This window comes from Priestia sp. 40 (genome assembly GCF_049368575.1).
Taxonomy (GTDB): Bacteria; Bacillota; Bacilli; order Bacillales; family Bacillaceae_H; genus Priestia; species Priestia zanthoxyli.
This window is the reverse complement of the sequence record NZ_JBMPZA010000019.1, coordinates 48,467-71,695: the sequence shown is the minus strand read 5'-3', so window position 1 is coordinate 71,695 and position 23,229 is coordinate 48,467. Positions and strand designations below refer to the sequence as shown.

Below are 23,229 nucleotides of genomic sequence, written 5' to 3'. Positions count from 1 at the left end.
GGACAATTGGAACATTCAAAAGTTTCTTAGAGGCTTGTGTAGGAGGCGTATAATGTGTATCTGGGATGAGAAGTAGGGTAACTCTTCTATATTGTTCATTTAGAACATAGTTTAATTTAAAAACATTAAACAAAAAAAGTAGTAAAGCTTTAAAAGCTTTACTACTTTTTTGTTATTTTTCTTCCAGCCACACATCAACTAAATTGCCAGCTTCGCTTTGGTCCAATACGAATGAACCATTGCTGTATCGGTCGCTAGCTCGCATTGTAGATGGATCAACCTGCTCGGTTTGACCTTTAGATGATTCCACCATCATGTAATGTTCTTTAGAGATTACTTTTACTTTTGCAATTTGATGCGGATTAGATTTTAGTTCTCGGACCATCACTAGCCCTCGTTTTGCTCGTGCTGATTCTTCAAATTCAGTAATTTTTGTCTTTTTCACAGCTCCTCGCTGCGTGGCGATAAATAATTCAGTTGATAGAGCTTCATCTTCATCGAAGATAACGCCGCTTACAACATAATCATCGTCTTTTAAGTTAATTCCTTTCACACCAGAAGCGCGAGTTCCTACAATGTTGATTTCTTCTTCCCGGAAACGCAGTCCGTAGCCAGAGCGAGTGGCAATAAACACTTGTTTTTTACCGTCCGTTTGATATACATCGACTACCTCATCATCGCCTTTTAAATTAACGGCGACAAGAGCTTTGGAGTAGCGCTGTGCTTTATATTGAAGTAATTCTGATTTTTTGACCATACCATTTTTCGTAAAGAAAAGCAGATACTGATTTTCTTTAAATTCTTTTACCGGTATCGCCCGTACAATTTGCTCTTCTTTATCAATTGGAACAATGTTCATGATATGCTGCCCCATATCTTTCCACCTGATATCAGGAAGTTCGTGCACTGGCATATATAAATAATTTCCTTTGTTTGTGAAGATGAGCAGCGTTTCAGTTGTATTAATTTCATACTTCGCTAAAATTCGGTCCGTATCTTTCATACCGAAGTCTTGTCCGTTAGACGCGGCGTAAGAACGAAGGCTTGTTCGTTTTACGTATCCGTCTTTTGTGACTGTCACCATCACTTCTTCAGAAGGAACCATCACTTCTAGATTAATCTTAATTTCTTCGATTTCCGCTTCGATTTTTGAGCGGCGTTCTGTACTGTATTGCTTTTTCACACGGCGTAATTCTTTTTTGATGACATTAAAAAGTTTTTTCTCGCTATGTAAGATTTCTTCTAACTCGTTAATTTTAGCACCTAGCTCTTCAGCTTCTGCTTGTAGAGCTGTGATGTCCGTGTTTGTCAAACGGTATAATTGAAGCGACACAATCGCTTCTGCTTGAGGTTCTGTAAATTCATATTTAGCAATTAAATTATTTTTAGCGTCGCGCTTATCTTTAGAAGCTCTAATCGTCGCAATAACTTCATCTAAAATCGACAGTGCCTTAATCAATCCCGCTACAATATGTTCACGTTCACGTGCTTTTTGCAGTTCATATTTAGAACGATTTGTTACCACTTCTTTTTGATGATCAATATAAGCATCAAGAATGTTAGCCAAACTCATAAGCTTTGGTCGCTTTTTAGCAATAGCAACCATGTTAAAATTATACGGTACTTGCAGATCCGTATTTTTATAAAGATAGTGAAGTACTCCTTGAGCATTTGCATCTTTTTTTAATTCTACTACGATGCGCAAACCGGTACGATCCGTTTCATCGCGAACTTCAGCAATGCCTTCCACTTTTTTATCTAAACGAAGCTCATCCATTTTCTTAACAAGGTTGGCTTTGTTTACTTCAAACGGAATTTCCGTAATAACAATTTGCTGTTTTCCGCCGCGAATGGACTCTACTTCCGTTTTTCCGCGAATAATAATTTTTCCTTTACCTGTCTCGTAGGCCTTCTTAATCCCGTCTACCCCTTGAATGATTCCTCCCGTAGGAAAATCAGGACCTTGAATAGCCGTCATCAACTCTTCGATTGTACACGTTGGCTTATCAATTCGCATGATTGTTGCGTCAATTACTTCACCTAAATGATGAGGAGGAAGTTCTGTAGCATAACCAGCTGAGATACCCGTTGACCCATTCACTAGCAGGTTAGGAAACATAGCTGGTAACACAGTTGGTTCGCTGCTTGTATCATCGAAGTTAGATACAAACTCAACCGTTTGTTTGTCAATATCTCGTAGAAGTTCTGCAGCAATCGACGAAAGTCGAGCTTCTGTATAACGCATTGCTGCTGGGGGATCTCCATCAATACTTCCGTTGTTTCCATGCATTTCGATTAATACATTTCTAACTTTCCATTCTTGACTCATTCGAACCATGGCATCATATACGGATGAATCACCATGAGGGTGATAGTTACCAATTACATTCCCTACAGTTTTGGCTGACTTGCGAAACCCTTTTTCTGCTGTATTTCCATCTACGTGCATTGCATATAAAATACGGCGCTGAACGGGTTTTAACCCGTCTCTTGCATCTGGCAGTGCACGCTCTTGAATGATATATTTACTGTATCGACCAAAACGGTCGCCTAGTACATCCTCAAGAGGTAAATCTAAAAAGCGTTCTGTTTGTGTCATTGTACGTCCTCCTCTGCGACCGTTAATACATTTTCATTATCTAAAATATTTGGATCTTCTTCTAATCCAAACGCTACATTGCTTTCAATCCATTTTCTGCGTGGTTCTACTTTATCGCCCATCAAAGTGGTCACACGACGATCAGCGCGAGCAGCATCATCAATACGGACACGAATCAGCGTACGCGTCTCTGGGTTCATTGTTGTTTCCCAAAGCTGATCTGCGTTCATTTCACCGAGACCTTTATAGCGTTGAATCATATACCCTCTTCCTACCTTATCGATAGCACCTTGCAATTCTTCGTCACTCCATGAATATTCAACCACTTCTTTTTTACCTGACCCTTTACTTACTTTGTAGAGCGGTGGAAGAGCAATAAATACTTTTCCTGCTTCCACAAGCGGTTTCATATAGCGGTAGAAAAACGTTAGCAGAAGCACTTGAATATGAGCGCCATCCGTATCCGCATCAGTCATGATGACTATTTTATCGTAGTTAATATCATCAATTGTAAAATCTGCACCTACTCCTCCGCCTATCGCGTGGATGATCGTACTAATTTCTTCGTTTTTAAAAATATCTTGAAGCTTAGCTTTTTCGGTATTGATAACTTTCCCTCGCAGTGGCAGCACAGCTTGAAAGCGGCGATCCCTTCCTTGTTTTGCTGAACCTCCGGCGGAATCCCCTTCGACTAGGTACAGTTCGTTTCGCTGAGGATTTCTTGATTGCGCAGGTGTTAACTTCCCGCTTAGAACGGTTTCTTGACGCTTTCGTTTCTTCCCGTTTCTTGCGTCTTCTCTCGCCTTTCGTGCCGCTTCACGCGCTTGAGCAGCTTTGATTGCTTTTTTTACAAGAAGAGAGCTTACGTCCGGATTTTCTTCTAGGAAATAGGCGAGTTTTTCAGAAATAACTGCATCTACCGACGAACGAGCTTCACTTGTACCTAACTTTCCTTTGGTTTGTCCTTCAAACTGAAGCAACTCTTCAGGTATTCTAACGGAAACGATGGCTCCTAAGCCTTCTCGTATATCCGTTCCTTCTAAGTTTTTGTCTTTTTCTTTTAGCAGGTTTACCTTACGGGCGTATTCATTAAATGCACGTGTCATAGCGCTTTTTGCACCGGACTCATGCGTTCCCCGTCTTTGGTACGAACATTATTAACAAATGATAAAATGGTTTCAGAATAACCATCGTTAAATTGAAAGGCAAATTCAACTTCAATATTATGATGAATCCCTTCAAAAAAGACGACTGGATGAAGTGAATCTTTTTCTTCATTTAAATATGAAACGAAGGCTTGAATACCTGTTTCATAATGAAAGATATCGTGACGATCATGCCTTTTATCAATTAACTCTATTTTGAATCCTTTTAACAGAAAAGCCGATTCGCGGAGCCGTTCACAAAGCGTATCGTAATTGTACACGGTTGTTGAAAAAATCGTGGCATCCGGTTTGAAATGAATCGTTGTTCCCGTTTTTTTCGTTTTTCCTATTTTTTCTAGCGTCGTAACCGGCTTTCCTCCATTTTCAAAACGCTGTTCATAAATAAATCCATCTCTATGAATGGTTACAGTTAACCATTCAGACAGCGCATTTACAACAGATGCACCTACTCCGTGTAAGCCTCCGCTTGTTTTATATCCACCCTGTCCGAATTTACCTCCTGCATGCAAGATGGTTAAAATAACTTCAGGCGTTGGTTTTCCTAGCTTATGCATGCCCGTTGGCATACCTCGACCTTTATCTTGTACAGAAATTGAATTATCTTTGTGAATGGTTACAATAATTTCTTCTCCGTAGCCTGCTAGAGCTTCATCGACAGAATTGTCGACGATTTCATATACTAAATGATGCAGACCTCGTGTATCCGTACTTCCAATATACATACCAGGACGTTTACGAACGGCATCTAATCCTTCTAGTACTTGAATTGCATCTTCATTATAATTAAATTGTTGTTTCCGAGCCATTCATACTACCCCTTTCATCACAACGAACATTACTACATTATGTATGAAACACAAACGTTTGCGCTTCGTGTCTAAGAATAAATGATCATGTATCCTATCTTTTAATTTTATAGTGTTCGCATCAACAGAACGTATGTTTCTATTTTTGCGTACTTACAAGATTTTAGCACAAATTTCCGTATTATAAAAGCAATATCTTGTGTATTCATGGATTATAAGCCTTATAAAGCTAGCTGTCTAACGTCTATTGTAGCGGAAACGCTCTTACTATTTCAACGCATGGTGAAACCCATGCAAGCAGTGTGCATGGGTTGGTTGTTCTGCTTATAGATCTTACTTTGTTAAAGCATGCTCGACTTTTATACAACGATCCATAACTACAGTATACCCTTTTTTAGCGAGCAGGTCATATGCTTCTTCATTAATTAAACCAGATTGTGCCCAAAATACGTCTGCATCTACTTCTAAAAACTCTTCTGCAACTTCAAGTAAATGCTCAGAGCGACGAAATACATTAACGATATCAATATGCCCTTCAATTTCTTTTAATGAAGATACGGCTTTTACGCCGAGCGCTGAGTTGATTGTCGGGTTTACCGGAATTATCTCGTAACCTTGCTGCTGCATGGCTTCTGAAACCATATAAGACGTTCGATGAGGATTATCTGATAAACCTACTACAGCAATGCGCTTGCTTTTTTTTAATATTTTACCAAGCTCTTGACGGGAAGGAATTTTAATGGACATGTCTATTACCTCTCTTAGCTATATAATATGTACTGAACAACATTCGCGATTTACAGTTGATTTCCTGCATATAGTACCCGTTTTCTCTATTTTTGTAAACGTCTTCTTTTTTTAAAATAATTGTCTCTCACCCAAAACTAACTATGTTTTTTTAAGTATCTCATGGTAAAATAGAAACGATATAGAAATAAAGGAGCTTTCAAACATGAATTATTTATTACCTATTCTTGCCTATATCTTGGGCTCTATTCCTTTTGGACTAGTTGTTGGAAAACTAGGATACGGCATCGATATACGAGAGCATGGAAGCGGCAATTTAGGCGGCACCAACTCATTTCGTACATTGGGTGTAAAAGCCGGAATTATCGTTACGCTTGGAGACATTCTAAAAGGCACCCTAGCAGCTTCTTTACCGCTTTTATTTGATACAAATCAAAACATTCTCTTCATTGGTTTATTTGCTGTCATTGGTCATATTTTTCCTATTTTCGCGAAATTTAAAGGCGGGAAAGCTGTTGCCACATCCGCCGGAGTGATTTTATGTTATGAACCTCTTTTATTTGCTTTCGTACTATTATGTTTTTTTATCTGCTTATACATAACGAAGTATGTATCACTGTCATCAATGGTTACCGGGGTATTAACCTTTATCTACACGCTATTTAAGCAAGACTACATGCTTATCATGATTATTGGTGTAATTGTAGCCTTTGTCATTTACAGACACCGCGCAAACATTACCCGAATTCTTAATAAAACAGAACCGAAAGTCACATTTTTGTCAGGTAAAAAGAAATAAGAGGATCTTCCTCTTATTTCTTTTTTTATAACCACTTTGTAAGCGAATACATTTCTTGTTTATTAGTTATACTGATACTAAAATAAGGAGGTGAATGATGTGAAGAAAAAATGCCCTATTTGCAAACGTAATAAGAAAATGGATTCACAGCTAGAAGGAAGCCGCTACTGCGTTCACTGCTGGGAAACCATTGGAAAACAATATGATTTCAAATGAAAGAATGAAACGATTTAATATAGAAATGAAGCATTCGCCTCTATATTAAATCGTTTTATTTTATCTCATTCCTTCCTAGCTGGATTCGTATATATTGGTAATTTATCTATCTTTCTACTATAATAAATGTATCCGCAGTATTGGAAGGAGCATAATTAATGAAATTGACAGTAACAGAAGCAGCAGCTACGTGGTACAAAGACGAAATGATGCTAGAAGGAAATGAAACAATTCGCTTTTTTGTTCGCTACGGCGGATGCAGCAACGTTCAAAAAGGTTTTTCTTTAGGTGTAAACACAGATTCTCCTAAAAACGTTGGCGTTGAAACAAAAGTTGACGGTTTAACATTCTTCGTAGAAGATGAAGACCTTTGGTACTTTGATGGTCATGATTTGACCGTAAATTATAATGAAGAAACAAAAGAACCTGACTTTCATTACGAAGCGTAAGAAAAAAGCATCGATTTATCGATGCTTTTTATTCTTACGCTTAACCCTGCTTCTTGGCACCTTCATAGGCTTTATGCCATTCCGGATAATTACGGCGAACTGAAATAGGCTTAAAGTTTTCTTTTTTCACACATACGTGTGACGATGTTCCTGTTAACGCAAGTTCTTCATTTGAATTAAAAATTTCGTAGCCGTACACAACGCGTAGCCCGTCATAGCTCTCAACCCAAGTATGTACTACAGCTGTCTCGCCATAATGAAGCGGCTTTTTATATGATGCCTGTATATCAATAACCGGCGACAGCACACCGTCTCTTTCCATTTGTGCATAGCTAAAACCTAAATCACTAATAAACTGCGTTCGACCTATTTCCATCCATACTAAATAGTTAGCATGATACACAACGCCCATCTGATCAGTTTCTGCATAGCGCACTTCGATTTCTTTCTTCGATACTAGCATGATTTTACCTCCTCTTGCACTGTTCCTGTTTTATCTTACCATATAAGGAGAATATACTCCTACTAGTTTGGTTATTACTCAATATGTTGTAAGACTAAGCGCATCTTGAATGCGATATATCAGCATTTCCAGCCTCGTCATCTTATTTTCATACCTTTTATAAGGAAGTGTATATGTGTAGTCTTTATTTGTCCATAGGCGGTCAAAATAAGCGTTTAGTTCGGTCATAACCTTTTTGCTAGGAGGTCCTGATACTTTAACATCCGTTTCTAAGTTCAAATCATCCAAATTTCGTTTTGTGAAATTTGCTGCTCCTGCAATAATAGTTGCATTTTTTTTGTTTCGAATAAATAAAGTTTTGGGATGATACTGTTCTTTCCCTGTATGATACCAGCGAACTTTAATATCTCCTTTGGATTTATTTACAAGTTCTGCTGCTACTGGACGGTTAGGCAGTCCAAACTTTTTTTTTCCAAACGCATTTTCATTAGGATCTAAAATTAATCGTACGTTTGCGCCATGTTTAGAAGCTTTTAAAAGCGCCTTTATTACGTCTCGATCTCCAAGATAAAACATGCCAAGCCATACATCGTCGCCTTTTTTAGCATGACGTAAATCATTTAATACGTGCTTATAAATTTTACCTTCTGTTAACAGCTGAACATAGAGGTCTCCCTTTTCTTTTTCTTTCTTCTTATACCGAGGTAACTTTCCTCCGTAAGAAAAATCTGACACCGCTTGTTCACTTTTTACCACATCTCCAATGATATTCCCCTTTACTTCAAAGGCCATGTTGGAATTATAAAAGCTTGCATCATGAGGATTGGCAGAGGAGATAATAACGCTTTGATCGGTTGCTACTACTTTTCTGTGATTAGCTTTTACATTTAACAACTTAAAATAAGCACGGGCCGTCACGTTAGGCGCATTATTTCCGAAAGGATTCGTGATCCATCCGGTTCCTTTTTCACCAAACCACTGAACAAAAGTTCTCCACACTGAAGAATATAGTGGAATGGAATCTCTGAGCTTAGATAAATTGGTTTGCACCACTTTGATTCCGTTTAGCCGCAGTGAATCTAACCACTTTGAATCATATGAGCCGTAGGTTGTATTGATTTCATCTGTAATAAAGACGATTTCGATATTAGGATGTTTTCGTTTCTTTTCAATCAGCTTACTTGCAAGCGTATCACTAAGGTGAGGAAACGTTTCGCCTTGGTTATAGTAGCCATTAAATAGAAACATATCCATAATAATAAAAGCTTTTGCGTCATCAATCGCATTCGTAACTGCTTGAAAAATATGTTGTTCAGAAACAGATGTCTGCTGGTCTTGATACGTTAGGTCTGACAAAAGAAATACATCTTCTACTTTGTGGGGCTTACTTTCGTATGACACTCCTTTAGGCAAGGGTTTATGCGTGTGATAAGAGCCCACAATAATCAAGACGACAAGCAAACTGACCAAAATCCTTACTATTTTCTTTTTCACGTGCTTTTTCACCTACATAAACCTCTTCGCTAGTTTATATTATTATTCACCTTACTAAAAAAATATAGAAAGAAAGCAGCTAAAACCGTTTATTTTTAGCTGCTTATTGTCGCTGTTTTACTTATTAAATCGTACCTTCGTAACCATTTTGACGAGCTTCTGACTCATCTTTTATTTCGCTGCGCATTGCTTCGATACTTACTTCACGATTGTGATTTTTTTGCTGAATGCGCTGACGTTCTTCTTCAGTGCTGCATGCAGCAGCTTCTTCTGCTTCTTCAATGTTTTTCATTGTATTTTGGACCATTGTTTGTAATTTTTCAACGTTATCACTGCGATCGTCTGGATTCGATTTATTCCATGCCATTGTATCTTCCTCCTCAAAATAACTTTGTTACAATTGTAGTATGCCGGAATTGTTCATCTCTATAAGTGGAAAAAAATGATTTTAGTTTACATAATATAATTATAATAAAGTTAAAATGTATATATAAAACATACATAATATGGTAATATATACATACAAAGGGGGAATCGCTATGACCAAACGATTGATAGCATTACTAAGCGCAATCTTTATTGCAGTGCTTGTTGTATTTTTTATGTCGCAAACCTCATTGGCATCAAAATTGACAGCAAGTGCCTCTATGAAGCCTCATCATTACTCAAAACATGAAGAAAAAATGTTAGCCGTGACAAACTTAGACTACAAAAGCAATATCATTGCATATGATGTTAAAGCTCCTAATGGCGCAAAAGAAGCTTATGTAAAAGCTACTTATTATGAAAAGGGAAAAGCCAAACAATCTTTATTTTCAGGAGGGTTGACTGTTTCAAAAGAATTTGACATGTTTGCTATTACATATAAAATCGATGATGATACTCACAAAGTTATGTTTAATGTAGGAAGCAACGATACAAACTTAGGGATAGAAGCGGAAAAGCCCAAAAAAATGAACGGCTATTCCTTTACTGGATTAGAGAAAAAACAAAAAGTAAAAATGAATAAACCATATCCAGTTGCTGCTTTATTTGGTGACGATGGCAGTGGCATACGAGTTGCTCCGCTTTCAACCGATGATGAAGAGGCTGTTAAAGAGCTTATTTCGAGCAACCCTTACGTTTATTTATTCACAGTAGAATTCAAATAATAAAAAGTCGCTGAATTCAGCGACTTTTTATTCATTCACCTTTGGTTTGAATAACTTGAGGATGCTTGCCGGATGTATCTTGCATTTGTTTTCCGTTATTTCCACCAGCTTCTCTCGGTTGAGTGCCGATGTGATTCGGAACAAAACTTTTGCTTTGTTTTTTAGGATTTCCCATGCTTATCCCCTCCTCACCGTTACTCTAACCAACTTACTTTAAAGTTATTCAGCTCTTTCAAGCATACGATCTTCTAACCGCTTTTCAATTTCCAATTCAATGCGTTCAATTTCTGACTGATCTTTTAACAGCTGCGTTTTATTTTCTTGCACTAACTCTTCAAATGAACGTTTGCGTAATTTCCTCATAATTCCAACACCTACTTTATGTAATTTTTATGAAAAATCTGAAAAATCAAAAGAAACTGATATCATATAACTATCTATATTGTAACCAATTTGTCAGATAAGTAAACATACTTTTTGAAAAGTTGTAAGAAAGTTTGACATGTTTACTGACTTATCTATATATACGATGGTAAAGTAAATAAGTTTCATTTTTAATAAAACAAGCAGCGAAGTTAATTCGCTGCTTGTTGAGCAAAGTTTTCCATTTGTTTAAGCGTCATTGGACCATTCACTCGCTGAACAATTTTCCCTTCTTCATCTATAAAGTAAGATGTCGGAATGGTGGACACCCGATATTTTTTACTCCCTACAGTATCTTGGTCGTCCAATAATACATGAAACGTAAACTGTTTTTCTTTCAGAAACTTAGATACTGCCTGTTTACTGCCTTCTGATGAAGTTAAATTAACCGCAAGCAGCTGTACGTCGTTTCCATATTTCTTATAAAACGCTTGCATATCGGGCATTTCTTTTTGACACGGCGGACACCATGTGGCCCAAAAGTTTAAAATAACTTTTTTTCCTTTAAAGTCCGATAATTGAACAGTTTTTCCGTTCGTATCTGAAAGTGTAAACGGAGGTGCTGTATCTTTTGGTTCTAACCCATAAGCTTGACCCGAAGCCTGACGAGCACTATCGCCTTTTTTAATATTTAAATCCTTGTATTCGCTTAAGTTAGAATTATCGGATGCTTCATTTGGAGAAAGCCCTTGCCAAAGTGCGTAGCTAAGAAAGCCTACTAGAAGCAAGACCGCAATTATTTTTTTAACCATATGATCGGCTCCTTTATTTCTTCTAAAAAGTGATAATCTATGTACTAATAGATATGTGCAATATCTACTAAAATAATCCTTTTATCGGGCATTTTCTTTTATAATATAGCATATTTCCCTCTCACTTTTTGTCGAAAACGGTGCGTTTGCATAAAAAAGAGCGGCTCACGAGAACCGCTCTTTTTCTTTATACCTTACGCATGTGTTTTAGACTGTAATTTATCACGAAGCACCATTTGAAGGATACCACCGTGACGATAGTAATCAATTTCAACTTCACTATCGAAACGAACCAGTACTTCAAATTCTTTTTTGTTTCCAGCTTCATCAGTTGCTGTTACTTTTACAAGATCACGTGGTTTTACTGTTTCATCAACTGCTACTGCAATTGTTTCTTTTCCAGTTAAACCTAATGTATCCGCGCTTTCACCATCTTTAAATTGAAGAGGTAAAACACCCATTAATACTAGGTTTGAACGGTGAATACGCTCAAAGCTTTCAGCGATTACTGTTTTAATACCTAAAAGATTTGTGCCTTTTGCTGCCCAGTCACGAGAACTTCCCATGCCGTAATCTTTACCTGCAAGTACAACAAGACCTGTACCTTGCTCTTTGTATTTCATACAAGCATCATAAATGCTCATTACGTCATTTGTTGGCCAGTACGTTGTCCAGCCACCTTCTGTACCAGGAGCTACTTGGTTTTTAATGCGGATGTTTGCAAACGTACCGCGCATCATCACTTCATGGTTACCACGACGAGAACCGTATGAGTTAAAGTCTTTTGGTTCTACACCGTTTTCTTGAAGGTAAAGACCTGCAGGTGATGTTTTTGCAATTGAACCCGCTGGTGAAATGTGATCCGTTGTCACTGAGTCACCAAATTTCGCTACTACGCGAAGATCATTTAACGCTTCTACTTCACCTGGCTCTTCTGATAACCCTTCAAAGAAAGGTGGGTTTTGAATGTACGTTGAATCATTCTCCCACGTATAAAGAGCATCTTCGCTTGTTTTAATTTCATTCCAGCGCTCGTTATCATCGAATACGCGCTCATACTCGTTACGGAATAATTCAGGCGTTACCGTACGGCTAACAACTTCTTTAATTTCATCTTGTGAAGGCCAAATGTCACTAAAGAATACTTCGTTTCCGTCTGTATCAATACCGATTGGATCTTTTTGTAAATCCACATCTACTGTTCCAGCCAGTGCATATGCTACAACAAGCGGCGGAGAAGCAAGATAGTTACCTTTTACTAATTGATGAATACGTCCTTCAAAGTTACGGTTTCCTGAAAGAACAGACGTTACAAGCAAATCGTTGTCTGCAATCGCTTCTTCAATTTCAGCTTCTAATGGACCAGAGTTACCGATACAAGTCGTACAGCCGTAACCTACGATGTTAAAGCCGATTTTATCTAAGTATGGAAGCAATCCTGAATTTTGCAGGTAAGCCGTTACTACTTTTGAACCTGGTGCTAATGACGTTTTCACGTAAGCTGGAACATCCAATCCTTTTTCTACCGCTTTTTTGGCAACTAAACCAGCTGCTACTAATACGTAAGGATTTGATGTGTTCGTACAGCTTGTGATAGCCGCAATGGCAATGGCACCTGTTTTCATTGTTGTTTCTGAACCGTCTGCAAGCTTAAACGTAATTTCTTTATCTACGTCTTTAGCATCAAGTCCGAAGCTTTGGTTGCTAACAGGAGCTGTTAAAGCCTTCTTGAATTCTGTTTGCATTTGAGAAAGTGGAATTAAATCTTGCGGACGCTTTGGACCAGAAAGATTCGCTTCAATTTCTGCAAGGTTAATCTCAACAACGTCAGTGAAAATTGGATCTTCATTTTCTGGTGTGAAGAATAAACCATTTGCTTTTGTATATTGTTCGACAACCTGAATGTCTTTTTCATCTCTTCCTGTTAAACGCATGTATGCTAATGCTTCTGCGTCAACCGGGAAGAATCCACATGTTGCACCGTATTCAGGAGCCATATTAGCGATTGTCGCACGGTCAGCTAATGGAAGTTCTGCTACGCCAGGACCGAAGAATTCCACGAATTTTCCGACTACTCCTTTTTGACGAAGCACTTGCGTAACTTTTAACGCTAAGTCTGTAGCTGTAGTGCCGTTTGGTAATTCACCAACAAGTTTAACACCGATTACTTCAGGAACTGGGAAATAAGAAGGTTGACCAAGCATACCTGCTTCCGCTTCAATACCGCCAACACCCCATCCTAAAACACCGATACCATTAATCATTGTTGTATGAGAGTCAGTACCTACTAGAGAATCAGGGAAAGCTACGAATTCACCATCTTCTTCAACAGCATGAACAACGTTTGCTAAATATTCTAAATTTACTTGGTGCACGATACCAGTAGCTGGTGGAACTGCACGATAGTTATTAAATGATTTTTGAGCCCAGCTTAAGAAATTATAGCGCTCTGTATTACGTTGAAACTCAAGGTCCATATTAATTCGTAATGAGTCAGCTGTACCTGCTTTATCAACTTGTACGGAGTGGTCGACAACGAGGTCTACTGGAATTTCTGGATTGATTTTGTCAGGATCTCCTCCTAAATCAGCCATTGCTTTACGAAGTGACGCTAAGTCTACAACCGCTGGAACTCCAGTGAAATCTTGAAGAATAACGCGAGATGGTTTGAAAGGAACATCGATATCTTTAATATCTTTTGTTCCCCATTTTGCAAGGTTTTCGACGTGTTCTTTTGTAATAACACGGCCATCTACCTGACGAAGAACAGATTCTAATAATACTTTAATTGAATACGGCAGCTTAGATACGTTACCTAAACCTGCTTCCTCTAAAGCTTGTAAGCGGTAATAATTATATGTGCTGCCATTAAGATCGAATGACGAACGAGCGTTAAAAACGTCTTTTTTAGTCATTGCTTTTACCCCCTTAAAATTCTATGTATAAAGGATTTACTTACCCCATCCTCTATTCCCTTCACCATCTATCTTAATATAATATTATACATAAGTAAATAAAAAGAATGTTATTAATTAACATAAGTTTCACTTATAACCTTCTTCCATCTCCCTTTTATTTTTCTAATAATTCATATTTCATTGATTTTTACGCATGCTAGAAACGGAGGTGATTCAACATGGCTAAACGCAAGTCAAACCACGTCATTCCTGGAGCTAACGCGGCTAGCGCTCAAGGAAAAGGAGCGGGTTATAATGAAGAATTTTCAAATGAACCATTAACGGAACAACAGAAACAAAATAATAAAAAACGCAAAAAAAATCAATAAAACACTCTCTTATTGGATATACTAATCACTAGTTAGAAATGCAAAATCGTTTAACTCCATGAAATCTAACGAGAAGGCGTCATTATATATGACGCTTTTTTTCTGTTCCCATTTCCTGTTTTTGTTAAACCTATTTTTAGAAAGGGGAATTTTTCATCGGATAAATTCCCTGTCACTATCCTACCCTAATAAATGAAAGGGAGGGTTTAACTATGAACAAAAACAGCAGCAAAGACATCAGAAGAAATGCGCCAAAAAGCAATTCTGGACAGCCCGAACCGCTAAGCGGATCTCATAAAGTAAAAAACCGTAAGCATTCTCGCCAAAAACACAATAGCGGACATGATATGTAAAACAGCGGCAAGCTCTATACAGAGCTTGCTTTTTTATGCGTAGAAAAGACAGCTAGTACTTCAAGCTTATTCTTTGCGCAGGAGTTCACTAAGTACATAAACGCGCATATGATAGTAAAGTGAAACAGTTTAAATAATGGAGGAACGCAGAAATGAAAAACAAGCGTCTGCCAGCAGACCAAATGTTTGTAAAAGGCTTTCAAGAATTGTTAGAAGTCATGCTTTCAAATCCCTTTATGAGTTATTTGGATTATGATTCTGTTCGTATCGATTTATTTGAAACAGAACAATCATTTATTGTTGAAGCTGAATTATTAGGGTATCAACCTAAGGATATTATCGTTCAGATACAAGCTGACCACTTACAGCTAACAGCCAAGAAATATTGCATTAGAGAATTTCATGATGAAAAGCAAGGAACGCTTGCACGAGAAAAAATGGAAGAAAGCGTTGAACGTACAATTGACTTTCCATTTCCATTGATGAATAAAAAGATTACCGCTACATTCAGTAACGAAATCCTTGAAATTACAATTTCTAAACATGAGACAAATGAATCTAATCAGCTAATAGTTCCTATTGAGTTCCAATAAAGCTGCAGATGTTGTCTCTGCAGCTTTATTGGAACTATTTAATTGTTTATTTAGCACATAGTTTTTTTAGAAAGTTTTCCTTTTCAAAACAATGGGATATCTCATCTTTTTTACGGCACACTACTAAAAAAGAGTAAAAGGAGAACGTTTATGCTTCATACTGCTTGGAAAGGTAAAATCAGCTTTGGATTAATTGATATCCCTATTAAACTGCACGGAGCAATTGAAGAAAAAGATATAAAGCTGCGCACACTGCACTCCGTTTGCCATACACCTATTCATCAAGAAAAACATTGCCAAACGTGTGGACGAGAAGTAGAATCCGATGAACTGGTTAAAGGATACGAAACCGCGACCGGTCAGTTTGTTGTGCTTTCGCAACAGGAAATTGACAGTATCAAAGAGCCTTTTTCAGCGAACAAAGCCGTTGAATTGTTACACTTTGTTTCGTTAGATGACATTGATCCCCTGTTTTTTGATAAGCCCTACTATATTTCTCCTGGAGAAACGAGCCTAAAAGCTTATTATACGTTATTAAATGCACTTGAAATAACGAATAAAGTCGGTATTGCCAATGTATTTTTATATTCCAAACAGCAAATCGCCATTATTCGTTCCGTGGGCGGCTCTCTCGTTCTTCACACGATGCATTTTGAAGAAGAACTTCGTTCAGTCACAGATGTGCCTAACTTATCTAGTACTTCTTCTGTTAATGAAAGTGATACACAAGTGACGGTGGAATTAATTGATAAGCTATCTACTTCTTTTAATCCATCTATTTACAAAAACAACTACCGAGATGCCTTACAAAGCGTTATTCAACAAAAAATAAATCAAGGCGAAGTTACAAAAGGCAGCGGAAGCGAAGAAAGAGATATTCGACATTTAATGGAAATGTTAAAAGTGAGCATAGATCCTTCTACTTTACAGCCGAAAAAATCAACAGCAGAGAAAAAAACGTCATCCTTAAAAAAGAAAGCATAAAAAAGCTAACGAAGAAGTTCGTTAGCTTTCATTTGCAACAGAAGTCTTAGGAACAATAGCTCCATATGACGCCGGTATTTTTAAATATTGCGTTACTTGATCATTTTCTACAAAAACAATAAAGTTATCTTTTTTATCTTTTCCAATACCTTTTGCTTTTGCTTCAGACCAATTGAAGCCCAGCTTTTCATTTACCTCACTGCGGGTCGTTTCCGGTCCAAAAACATATACTTTATCCCATCTAAAATCACATAATTCATTAAAATCAAGGATGGAAGCTTCTTCTTTACTTTGATTTGTTTTTTTAATTTCATTAATTACGGTTTGCTGAAGTTGCGCTTGGTTGCGTTCGCTGTATACCCTGTCAATAAAAAAAGTTGCCAATAGCGCTACTAACGTGAATAGTAGAATCTTTTTCACTTCGTTGTCCTCCTGATACGTTCTCTGCACATGATACGACTTCTTTTCGATACGGTTTTATTCTCTACTATTCTAGAAAATTCAACAGGAAAATACAACTAAAATCTCGAAATGTCATCAAAACATAAAAAACTTAACACTGTGTCAACGCATAAAAAAGACTTGTTCACGTTCTACCTATTTACCTAATCAGCGCTGAAAAAATGTGGTTCTACCGTACAAATAGCTTCAATAAATTCTTCTACTAGCCCTTCCTCTCCCGGCAAAAAAGGCAGCGCACCCACTCCAACGCGTTCAATACTTTTATAAAAATGATGCTGCTTATAGCCTTCTGCTTTCCCTGGAAACAGCACAATCGCCGTTTGTACTGGTTTTATTCCATTTCCCTCTACAATAGCGTCTCGGTAACGGTGCATGGTATTAATATCTTCTTCTCTAGGAGAGGGCGTATCGTGATTTGGTTTGATACGATACTTAGCGTCAAAAAGATATACACTTTTTTCCTCCCCTTGCTTTACTTCAAGCAGTAAGTCCGGCTTTTGAATAACGGTATGAGTATGATGGTATGCTTTCTGATACCATAGCGTTACTTCTGCTTTTCCTAGCTGAAAACGATGGTAAGAGGACTGCATCCTGACGTTCAACCCTTGTTCTGTCGTTGTCATAATGTTTTGTTCTATCCGTTTGCCGTAAGTTTTCAACTTCTTTAAAAGACTAACATACGTCCAGTATTCGTAGAGAGTTGCGATATCTTTTAATGAAAGGTGGTAAAACTCTCCATTAAGAGCCAATCCTCGCGTCAATAACATAAAGTACCTGCTTGCTTCCCGGTAGCGGGGGGCCGTACGCAGTGGAGAAGGAAGAGTTGAAACTTGTATGGTCTTCACTCTTTGCCAAAACACATTGTTTAGCAGCCTTTTTAATTCGGTATGGTTGGTTTCTAGAGCCGATACCGCTTCTTTTTTTACATATCTATCTTCTATCAATTTGTCAATTAGTGTAGTTAGCTTGTGGTACAGCTGCGTCATCATCCATTTCACACTTTGATTTTCCAAATTATCATAGGTAGCTACATGTCTTGTGCCAATGGCTTTTGTGGGTACTACTTTTATATTTCGATTAATTTTAATTCCTCTGCTTGAAGATGCAAGATAGGTAGGGTGTGTTCGGACAAATGATATAGCACGGCTATCTTGTTTTTTTATTTGATCTCCTCTCATGAGCTCATGTTCAACTTTCACCGATTGAAACGGCTGATTTTCAATCTGACGAACAGAATGAAGAAAGGGTTTCATATAGTGAGAGAGCACGTGATAAAATTCCGTCCATGTTGCTTGTTTCGACCAAACTGATTTTGCTTCCACATATGTTTTACGAAGCATATCGTATGCCAAATCATGAATGTATCCGTTCACTTCATCAACCATGCGTATATAATCTGTCTTGTAGCTCATCTTTGATGGGAAAATTTCAAGAGTAAAAGACAGCTCTTTTTCTCTTTCACTGTAGACATGAAACGTAGAATACCCTACCTCATTTTGAAAGCTTATATTTCCTGTTAAAATGTAGGGAAATCCTACGGTTTGAAAACTTTGTTCGACTGCTTTTGAATCGTGGTTAACAAACAGGCTTGTTTCATTTTTAGAAACAACTGTAATTTGATAGGTTTCATTTTCGAAAAATAAAGGCTCAAGCGGCGGTTTTGAAGTCATCATGCCTTTTGTTTGATTTAATACTTTTACATGTGTAATTCCTTTTCCCGTACAAGAAAAAAACATCACTTCTTCTGCAGGTTTTATTCTCTTCTTATTTTTCCCTTTTATAACCACCGTACATGTGTCGGTTTCAATTTCAACGTACGGTATTAATCCAAAATGACGTGTATCCGTATACTTCAAAACGTCTCATCATCTCCATTATTTTGCGTGCGCTTTTAGGAAACCTCATCCCGTCTGCATTGACAATAGCTGTCTCAAATTCATCATCTAACAGCGTATTTGTACAGTAATAATAAAGGTTTTTTAATAAGTCAAATGTGTAAGCATCGCTTCCTGAAATACGAGGTAAAACTTTTTGTAAAATCTGAAAATCAAACGCTTGATCAAAGGTAAACATCCCGCTTTTCACTGCGTAAATTAAATAAAAACATATTTCGTCGCGTACGCGATAACCTATTTGCAAATCGACTTCTTGAAGCATCTCATTAACAGTTAGCAGTTCATTTGTTACTTCGTGAATGAGCTCAGCATGTTCAACATACGCATCTTTTAAGTGAAGGTATTGACTTTGAATTTGTACATTTTGAATGCTGTGCTGCGATGGCTCTTTATCATTTAAAAAGTCAAAAGAATCGAGCTGAATCTTATTTAACTCAATGGTGTTGGTCCGATCTAACAACTTTTGACTAAACCCATGAGTCGTTTCATCCATATTAACGGTACCGATAATAAGAAGATTAGATGGCAAATAAATATCTCGGAACATCTTATGCCCAGGAAATAACGGAGCCGTCTTGATTTTCCCTTTTGACCAGCTCCTGCTTTCCATCACGCTTAAAATATCGCTAAAATAATGTTCAACTCGAGCTAAGTTCATTTCATCCAATATAGCGACATATGTGTAAGCTGGATGCTGAATGGCTTGCTGCATAATCGACAGAAATGATCCTCTACGAAAATCTCCTCTTAAATCAATATATCCTAATAAATCTGAACTATCGTGCCAATCGGGTCGAACTGGAATGAGAACTTGTCTTCCATTTTCAATCGTAGCACCGATACTATCTGCTAAGAGCTGAGCAAGCTTTGTTTTCCCTGTCCCGCTCATTCCTGATAAAACAATAAAAGGCTTGGTCTTTAAAGCAAAGTAGGCGTTGGCTATATCTTGTCGTTCATATGTAAATCCAGATTTCTTAATATACTCATGAATATGGACGATGGCGTCTTTGTCCCCAATCATCTCTTTGCTCATTCCGTATGTTTTTATATACTGTTCATGCATACTCAGCAGTAAATGCAAGTCATCTTGAAGCTGATCATTGCTAGGTAAGTCTGCTATATTGTAAGGAAGGTAAAGAGCTACTCTATCCTCAAAGCTTTTCGCTTCCATGCTTGTACCAATAACAAGATGATTATCTTTCAATACGCGGGCATGTTCAGGAGTGAAAAATCGAATGTCTTTCAGATCAGTTCCTTCTTCTAAGTCTCCTCTCATCATGACTAAGTAAATGCGCTGACCGTCTTCGCTGAATAAATATGCTACTATCACATCACTCTCTATATTCTTATTGGCAAGGGTCACGTAAGGAAATGTTTCAGCGTGGTGGCCTGATATACGCATTTCTTCTCGATTTATATGCTCCAATCGATAAAGAGAAATCGGAAGCCTGCGTGTAAGCATATTTTCTATTTCATGTTTTACAAGTACGTCTCCACCCATTTGTTTATAATATTCCGCTACGTACAGTAGCCGCTCGCGCAAACTCATCGAATTCTCTCCTTTCTGCCTTCACTGCAGTTTGTAAAAATAAAAAGCATCGTCAGCTGACCACGCAAAAGGTTCATCTCTTTTATTATAGACGCTTTCTTCGTATAGTAAGCTATTTTATAACGTTAGGAAACACTACACTATTCTTTTCTCTACATATATGTTTATGTTCATTTTAATGAAACATGACAGAAAAGAAAAGCGTTAGGGGCTTAATGAATGAAGAGGCAATGATATGAACAGAAAAATAAGCAGCTTGTGTGCCCAGGGATAAAACACCCATTATCCTACATGATTATTTAACGTCTGATGCTTTTGGCTGAGTAAAGAAAAAAATAAAAGTTATCAGTACATTTTCAGGATCCCCTCCTGTTCCTTCAAAGTCTTTAAAATTTTTTCACGTTTTACGCCGACCTACAATACGCTACAGTAGACCGCTTCTACTCTTTAGATAAACCATGTATTATTCATATTTTCAACGAAGCTACAATAAGCTTTTAAAGACTTAGAAGAACTATCGTTTGAAAGGAGAATAGTATGTTATTTGACTCAACAAAAATCAACCTAGGAAAATTGAACGTTCACAATGTAGATGAAGCGAGCAGTATTTCTATTGGAAATACGTTAAAAGTTACAAGATATGTAACAGCAAAGAAAAATCAGGCCTTCGGACAACAGCTCGCTGATCAATGTTTTTCAGCAGGATCTGCTCAAAAAACCGCAGATAATGATTATGTGGATGCATTTGCAACAAAAAATGATAAATAAGGAGGAAACCATATGATTTTTTCACCTATGGTCATTAACTTACAAGCTTTCAAAGTGAACGTTATGGACAATTCGTCCGTTTTAAGTATAGGACCTAATCAGCAGCTTGACGTGTTCGTATCTTATAAACGTAATCAAGGACTAGGAGAATCAAACGGAGATTTTTCTCCAAACGTAACTCCGTTCTCCTGGATTATAGATTCAGATGTAAACGATTCAAACTCAGTTAAAAACAGCGTAATTTAAGCTTCTACACCGCCTCTAACGAGCATGACTAGCAGCATACCTTCATCTATTCGTCTATCAGTATTCAATCTGAAGCCTAATAAATATAACCTGCGTCTGAACTGGCTATATTTATTAGGCTTTTTCTATAAAATGGGCACTTTTTGAAAGGACGATGGGCTATCAATTTGATCTCGATCATCAACACAGCTTCTCGTTCCTATAAAGCCGCTATCATCACCGAAATTTTGCCCAAACCCCTGTGTTTTTTTATCTGAATTATTCCAGTCTGCTAGTAAATTCTGTCCGATATTTACCGCAGACGCATTTTCAAAGGAATTTATCTTTAGCATTAAAATATTAATATTTATAGATGCACCTGCCATTTAAACCACCCCCTTTTCAAACTATATTCAAATTCCATCTTTTTATGATGTGTGGTAAGGAGGAAACCATATGGACTTTGATAAACTTATGCAGTGGATGAAATTTGCTAAAAAATATCAAACAAATGACTTTTGGAACGGTGTCTTTGATCAGACTGCTTTTAACGACTTTATGAAAGAAAATATGGATATGAACGCTCCGGATTCTTATCAGGCTCCTCAGGCTCCTCAAGCTCCTAAAAGTAATTTTCCGCCTGTCGATATTTATGTTACTCCTCACGAAATCATTGTTATCGCTGACCTGCCTGGTTATCTAAAAGAAAACTTGCACGTTTCTGTTTCAGGCAGCCGGCTTCTATTAAAAGGCTCGCCCCACCCTTTCATTACAGGGCAACCTGTTGTACAAGAACGACCTTCTGGAGATTTTAACCGAATTATCGAATTGCCTGAGCCTACAGATGCGCATCATCTACGTGCAAAATTTGAAAATGGACTGCTTATTCTTTCTTATCACAGGCAGTTTTTTCAAGAAGAGCGTATTCATATTGAATAAGGTTTAGTAGTTTTACGAATGAAACGTAATGCTGCACATAAGCATTTATAAATGCAAAAAATTTAATATTAACTCCCAAACTGAATCAATATGTATTTATCTAACTGTGATTACAGAGGAAATAAGCCCAAGATGAGGAGAAGCGAAATGTCTATGAAAGGATTTTTTAACCCCAAACAGACTAACCAACATCTTCAAACTGAGCTAGCGGACTTCAAACATCAAATCAAGCGTATTAACACGCTTGAAGTTCACATGAACCGTTTTTTAAAACTCGAACCGCAAATGGGTTCTCTCATAATGCTCAAAAAAAAGCTGGAGTCTCAGCCAGCACTTTCCAACGATTCTTCATCTTCACAAAGAAGTGCTCACAAAGATACTGAACAATCATATACAAAAGACATGCAAGAGACTGCTAGGCAGCTTCATTTTTTAAAAGAAAAAGTAGCGCAATTGGAACAAATCATCTCCACGCAAAACCCTCGCGATAAAAAGAAAGAAGCTGTGCCTTATCTGGATATAGCTAGCTTAGTAGAACAATCTGTAGAGAAAAAAATGGCTCCTTATCTCGAAAAAATGACCGAACTAGATGAAAGAGTTTCAGCATTAGAGCGAAGTATGTCGCTTTTAACTGAAGTACAGGTGGACATGCTAAAACGAACGTCTTCCCTTCAAGAAGAAGTAAAATTGATTCATCAAAAAGCGGCACTTTTAGAAAATGCTCCCCCGCCTATTCATATTGATAAATTTTTTCTTGATAAGTACGAACAAAACAACAATATTGGCCAAGTTGGCATTAAGGAGCTCGGCGGTGCTTTAAACATCGGAGCTACATACGGAAGTGGAGCTATACCAAAGGATTTCACGGACCAAATCCAAAAAGATATGGAAGAGTTAAAAAACGCTAAATCAGATATTTCTTCAGACAAAACGAAGCCTGCACAAGAGGATAAAGAGAATTCTTCTTCCGCTTTCGAAAAAGAAGAAGCGTGTACAGAAGTTCCTATTTTTGATGAAGATGATCCAAAGGAAGAGTCAGTCTAAAAAAGTTATAAAATTATATCTAGTTATGACTAGAATTTTTGCAAGCTATTCTTTACACTATAGGTA

The 23,229-nt window shown here is 37.5% G+C and carries 24 protein-coding genes and 1 pseudogene; 11 read left to right on the top strand and 14 right to left on the bottom strand.

Translation table 11 applies throughout. The annotated features are described in order from the left end of the window. Positions 1-172: 172 nt before the first annotated feature. The 3 genes and pseudogenes from parC to ACO1DI_RS21915 form a co-directional block, all read right to left on the bottom strand. The gene (parC, locus tag ACO1DI_RS21925; protein WP_014459892.1) at positions 173-2,599 is read right to left on the bottom strand and encodes a DNA topoisomerase IV subunit A; all 2,427 of its coding nucleotides are present in this window, start codon (positions 2,597-2,599) and stop codon (positions 173-175) included. After that, positions 2,596-4,571, bottom strand: a pseudogene (gene parE, locus ACO1DI_RS21920) (DNA topoisomerase IV subunit B). The gene parC and the pseudogene parE overlap by 4 nt, the downstream one beginning before the upstream one ends. Positions 4,572-4,904: 333 nt before the next feature. Then, positions 4,905-5,318, bottom strand: coding sequence for a CoA-binding protein (locus tag ACO1DI_RS21915; RefSeq protein ID WP_013057242.1), 414 nt, complete (start codon positions 5,316-5,318; stop codon positions 4,905-4,907). A 205-nt stretch (positions 5,319-5,523) separates the two neighbouring features. On the opposite strand from ACO1DI_RS21915, the gene plsY reads away from it, so the two are divergent. After that, a complete protein-coding gene (gene plsY, locus ACO1DI_RS21910) occupies positions 5,524-6,117 on the top strand; it encodes a glycerol-3-phosphate 1-O-acyltransferase PlsY (protein ID WP_116741198.1) in 594 nt (197 codons plus the stop codon). 374 nt (positions 6,118-6,491) lie between these two features. Further along, positions 6,492-6,782, top strand: a complete 291-nt coding sequence (locus ACO1DI_RS21905) for a HesB/YadR/YfhF family protein (protein ID WP_013057245.1) — start codon at positions 6,492-6,494, stop codon at positions 6,780-6,782. A 40-nt stretch (positions 6,783-6,822) separates the two neighbouring features. Here ACO1DI_RS21905 and ACO1DI_RS21900 read toward each other — a convergent pair whose 3' ends face one another. The 3 genes from ACO1DI_RS21900 to tlp form a co-directional block, all read right to left on the bottom strand. Further along, entirely contained in the window at positions 6,823-7,245 is a 423-nt protein-coding gene (locus ACO1DI_RS21900) for an acyl-CoA thioesterase (protein WP_014459889.1), read from the bottom strand. 78 nt (positions 7,246-7,323) lie between these two features. Beyond that, entirely contained in the window at positions 7,324-8,751 is a 1,428-nt protein-coding gene (locus ACO1DI_RS21895) for a phospholipase D family protein (RefSeq protein WP_423145610.1), read from the bottom strand. 112 nt (positions 8,752-8,863) lie between these two features. After that, complete coding sequence (gene tlp / locus ACO1DI_RS21890; RefSeq protein WP_014459887.1) at positions 8,864-9,106, bottom strand: small acid-soluble spore protein Tlp; 243 nt, start codon at positions 9,104-9,106, stop codon at positions 8,864-8,866. Positions 9,107-9,278: 172 nt separating this feature from the next. Here tlp and ACO1DI_RS21885 point away from each other — a divergent pair, with 172 nt between their 5' ends. After that, positions 9,279-9,890, top strand: a complete 612-nt coding sequence (locus ACO1DI_RS21885) for a hypothetical protein (RefSeq protein WP_014459886.1) — start codon at positions 9,279-9,281, stop codon at positions 9,888-9,890. 31 nt (positions 9,891-9,921) lie between these two features. Here ACO1DI_RS21885 and ACO1DI_RS21880 read toward each other — a convergent pair whose 3' ends face one another. The 4 genes from ACO1DI_RS21880 to acnA all read right to left on the bottom strand — a co-directional run bounded on the left by ACO1DI_RS21880 (position 9,922) and on the right by acnA (position 13,980). Beyond that, complete coding sequence (locus tag ACO1DI_RS21880) at positions 9,922-10,065, bottom strand: acid-soluble spore protein N (RefSeq protein WP_014459885.1); 144 nt, start codon at positions 10,063-10,065, stop codon at positions 9,922-9,924. Between the two features lie 44 nt (positions 10,066-10,109). Continuing rightward, on the bottom strand, positions 10,110-10,253 hold the full coding sequence (locus ACO1DI_RS21875; RefSeq protein WP_014459884.1) for an FbpB family small basic protein: 144 nt from the start codon (positions 10,251-10,253) through the stop codon (positions 10,110-10,112). A gap of 212 nt (positions 10,254-10,465) precedes the next feature. Beyond that, a complete protein-coding gene (locus ACO1DI_RS21870; RefSeq protein WP_014459883.1) occupies positions 10,466-11,065 on the bottom strand; it encodes a TlpA disulfide reductase family protein in 600 nt (199 codons plus the stop codon). A gap of 194 nt (positions 11,066-11,259) precedes the next feature. Next, the gene (gene acnA, locus ACO1DI_RS21865) at positions 11,260-13,980 is read right to left on the bottom strand and encodes an aconitate hydratase AcnA (protein WP_115654066.1); all 2,721 of its coding nucleotides are present in this window, start codon (positions 13,978-13,980) and stop codon (positions 11,260-11,262) included. 221 nt (positions 13,981-14,201) lie between these two features. Between acnA and sspO the strand changes: the two genes are divergently transcribed. The 4 genes from sspO to ACO1DI_RS21845 all read left to right on the top strand — a co-directional run bounded on the left by sspO (position 14,202) and on the right by ACO1DI_RS21845 (position 16,281). Continuing rightward, complete coding sequence (sspO, locus tag ACO1DI_RS21860) at positions 14,202-14,351, top strand: small acid-soluble spore protein O (RefSeq protein ID WP_013083371.1); 150 nt, start codon at positions 14,202-14,204, stop codon at positions 14,349-14,351. A gap of 212 nt (positions 14,352-14,563) precedes the next feature. Then, positions 14,564-14,704 carry a small acid-soluble spore protein P gene (locus ACO1DI_RS21855; protein WP_013057256.1) on the top strand — a complete coding sequence of 47 codons (141 nt, stop codon included), beginning with the start codon at positions 14,564-14,566 and terminating at the stop codon, positions 14,702-14,704. A gap of 152 nt (positions 14,705-14,856) precedes the next feature. Further along, positions 14,857-15,297, top strand: a complete 441-nt coding sequence (locus tag ACO1DI_RS21850) for an Hsp20/alpha crystallin family protein (protein ID WP_115654067.1) — start codon at positions 14,857-14,859, stop codon at positions 15,295-15,297. Between the two features lie 150 nt (positions 15,298-15,447). After that, positions 15,448-16,281 (top strand): Ku protein, encoded by an 834-nt coding sequence (locus ACO1DI_RS21845; protein ID WP_014459878.1) that lies wholly within the window; start codon positions 15,448-15,450, stop codon positions 16,279-16,281. A 21-nt stretch (positions 16,282-16,302) separates the two neighbouring features. Here the strand turns inward: ACO1DI_RS21845 and ACO1DI_RS21840 are convergent, their stop codons facing one another. The 3 genes from ACO1DI_RS21840 to ACO1DI_RS21830 all read right to left on the bottom strand — a co-directional run bounded on the left by ACO1DI_RS21840 (position 16,303) and on the right by ACO1DI_RS21830 (position 20,187). Then, positions 16,303-16,701, bottom strand: a complete 399-nt coding sequence (locus ACO1DI_RS21840; RefSeq protein WP_014459877.1) for a hypothetical protein — start codon at positions 16,699-16,701, stop codon at positions 16,303-16,305. A gap of 185 nt (positions 16,702-16,886) precedes the next feature. Beyond that, a complete protein-coding gene (locus tag ACO1DI_RS21835; protein ID WP_423145609.1) occupies positions 16,887-18,599 on the bottom strand; it encodes a DUF2357 domain-containing protein in 1,713 nt (570 codons plus the stop codon). After that, positions 18,553-20,187, bottom strand: coding sequence for an MrcB family domain-containing protein (locus tag ACO1DI_RS21830; protein ID WP_423145608.1), 1,635 nt, complete (start codon positions 20,185-20,187; stop codon positions 18,553-18,555). Before ACO1DI_RS21830 ends, ACO1DI_RS21835 begins: the two co-directional genes overlap by 47 nt. A 537-nt stretch (positions 20,188-20,724) precedes the next feature. Here ACO1DI_RS21830 and ACO1DI_RS21825 point away from each other — a divergent pair. After that, complete coding sequence (locus ACO1DI_RS21825) at positions 20,725-20,955, top strand: hypothetical protein (RefSeq protein ID WP_014459874.1); 231 nt, start codon at positions 20,725-20,727, stop codon at positions 20,953-20,955. A gap of 12 nt (positions 20,956-20,967) precedes the next feature. After that, complete coding sequence (locus ACO1DI_RS21820) at positions 20,968-21,201, top strand: hypothetical protein (RefSeq protein ID WP_014459873.1); 234 nt, start codon at positions 20,968-20,970, stop codon at positions 21,199-21,201. 125 nt (positions 21,202-21,326) lie between these two features. Here ACO1DI_RS21820 and ACO1DI_RS21815 read toward each other — a convergent pair whose 3' ends face one another. Further along, complete coding sequence (locus tag ACO1DI_RS21815) at positions 21,327-21,566, bottom strand: hypothetical protein (RefSeq protein WP_014459872.1); 240 nt, start codon at positions 21,564-21,566, stop codon at positions 21,327-21,329. 70 nt (positions 21,567-21,636) lie between these two features. Between ACO1DI_RS21815 and ACO1DI_RS21810 the strand changes: the two genes are divergently transcribed. Together ACO1DI_RS21810 and ACO1DI_RS21805 are read left to right on the top strand one after the other, a co-directional pair. Next, a complete protein-coding gene (locus tag ACO1DI_RS21810; RefSeq protein WP_423145607.1) occupies positions 21,637-22,119 on the top strand; it encodes an Hsp20/alpha crystallin family protein in 483 nt (160 codons plus the stop codon). A gap of 147 nt (positions 22,120-22,266) precedes the next feature. Beyond that, positions 22,267-23,163, top strand: coding sequence for a hypothetical protein (locus ACO1DI_RS21805; RefSeq protein WP_423145606.1), 897 nt, complete (start codon positions 22,267-22,269; stop codon positions 23,161-23,163). Positions 23,164-23,229: the final 66 nt, after the last annotated feature.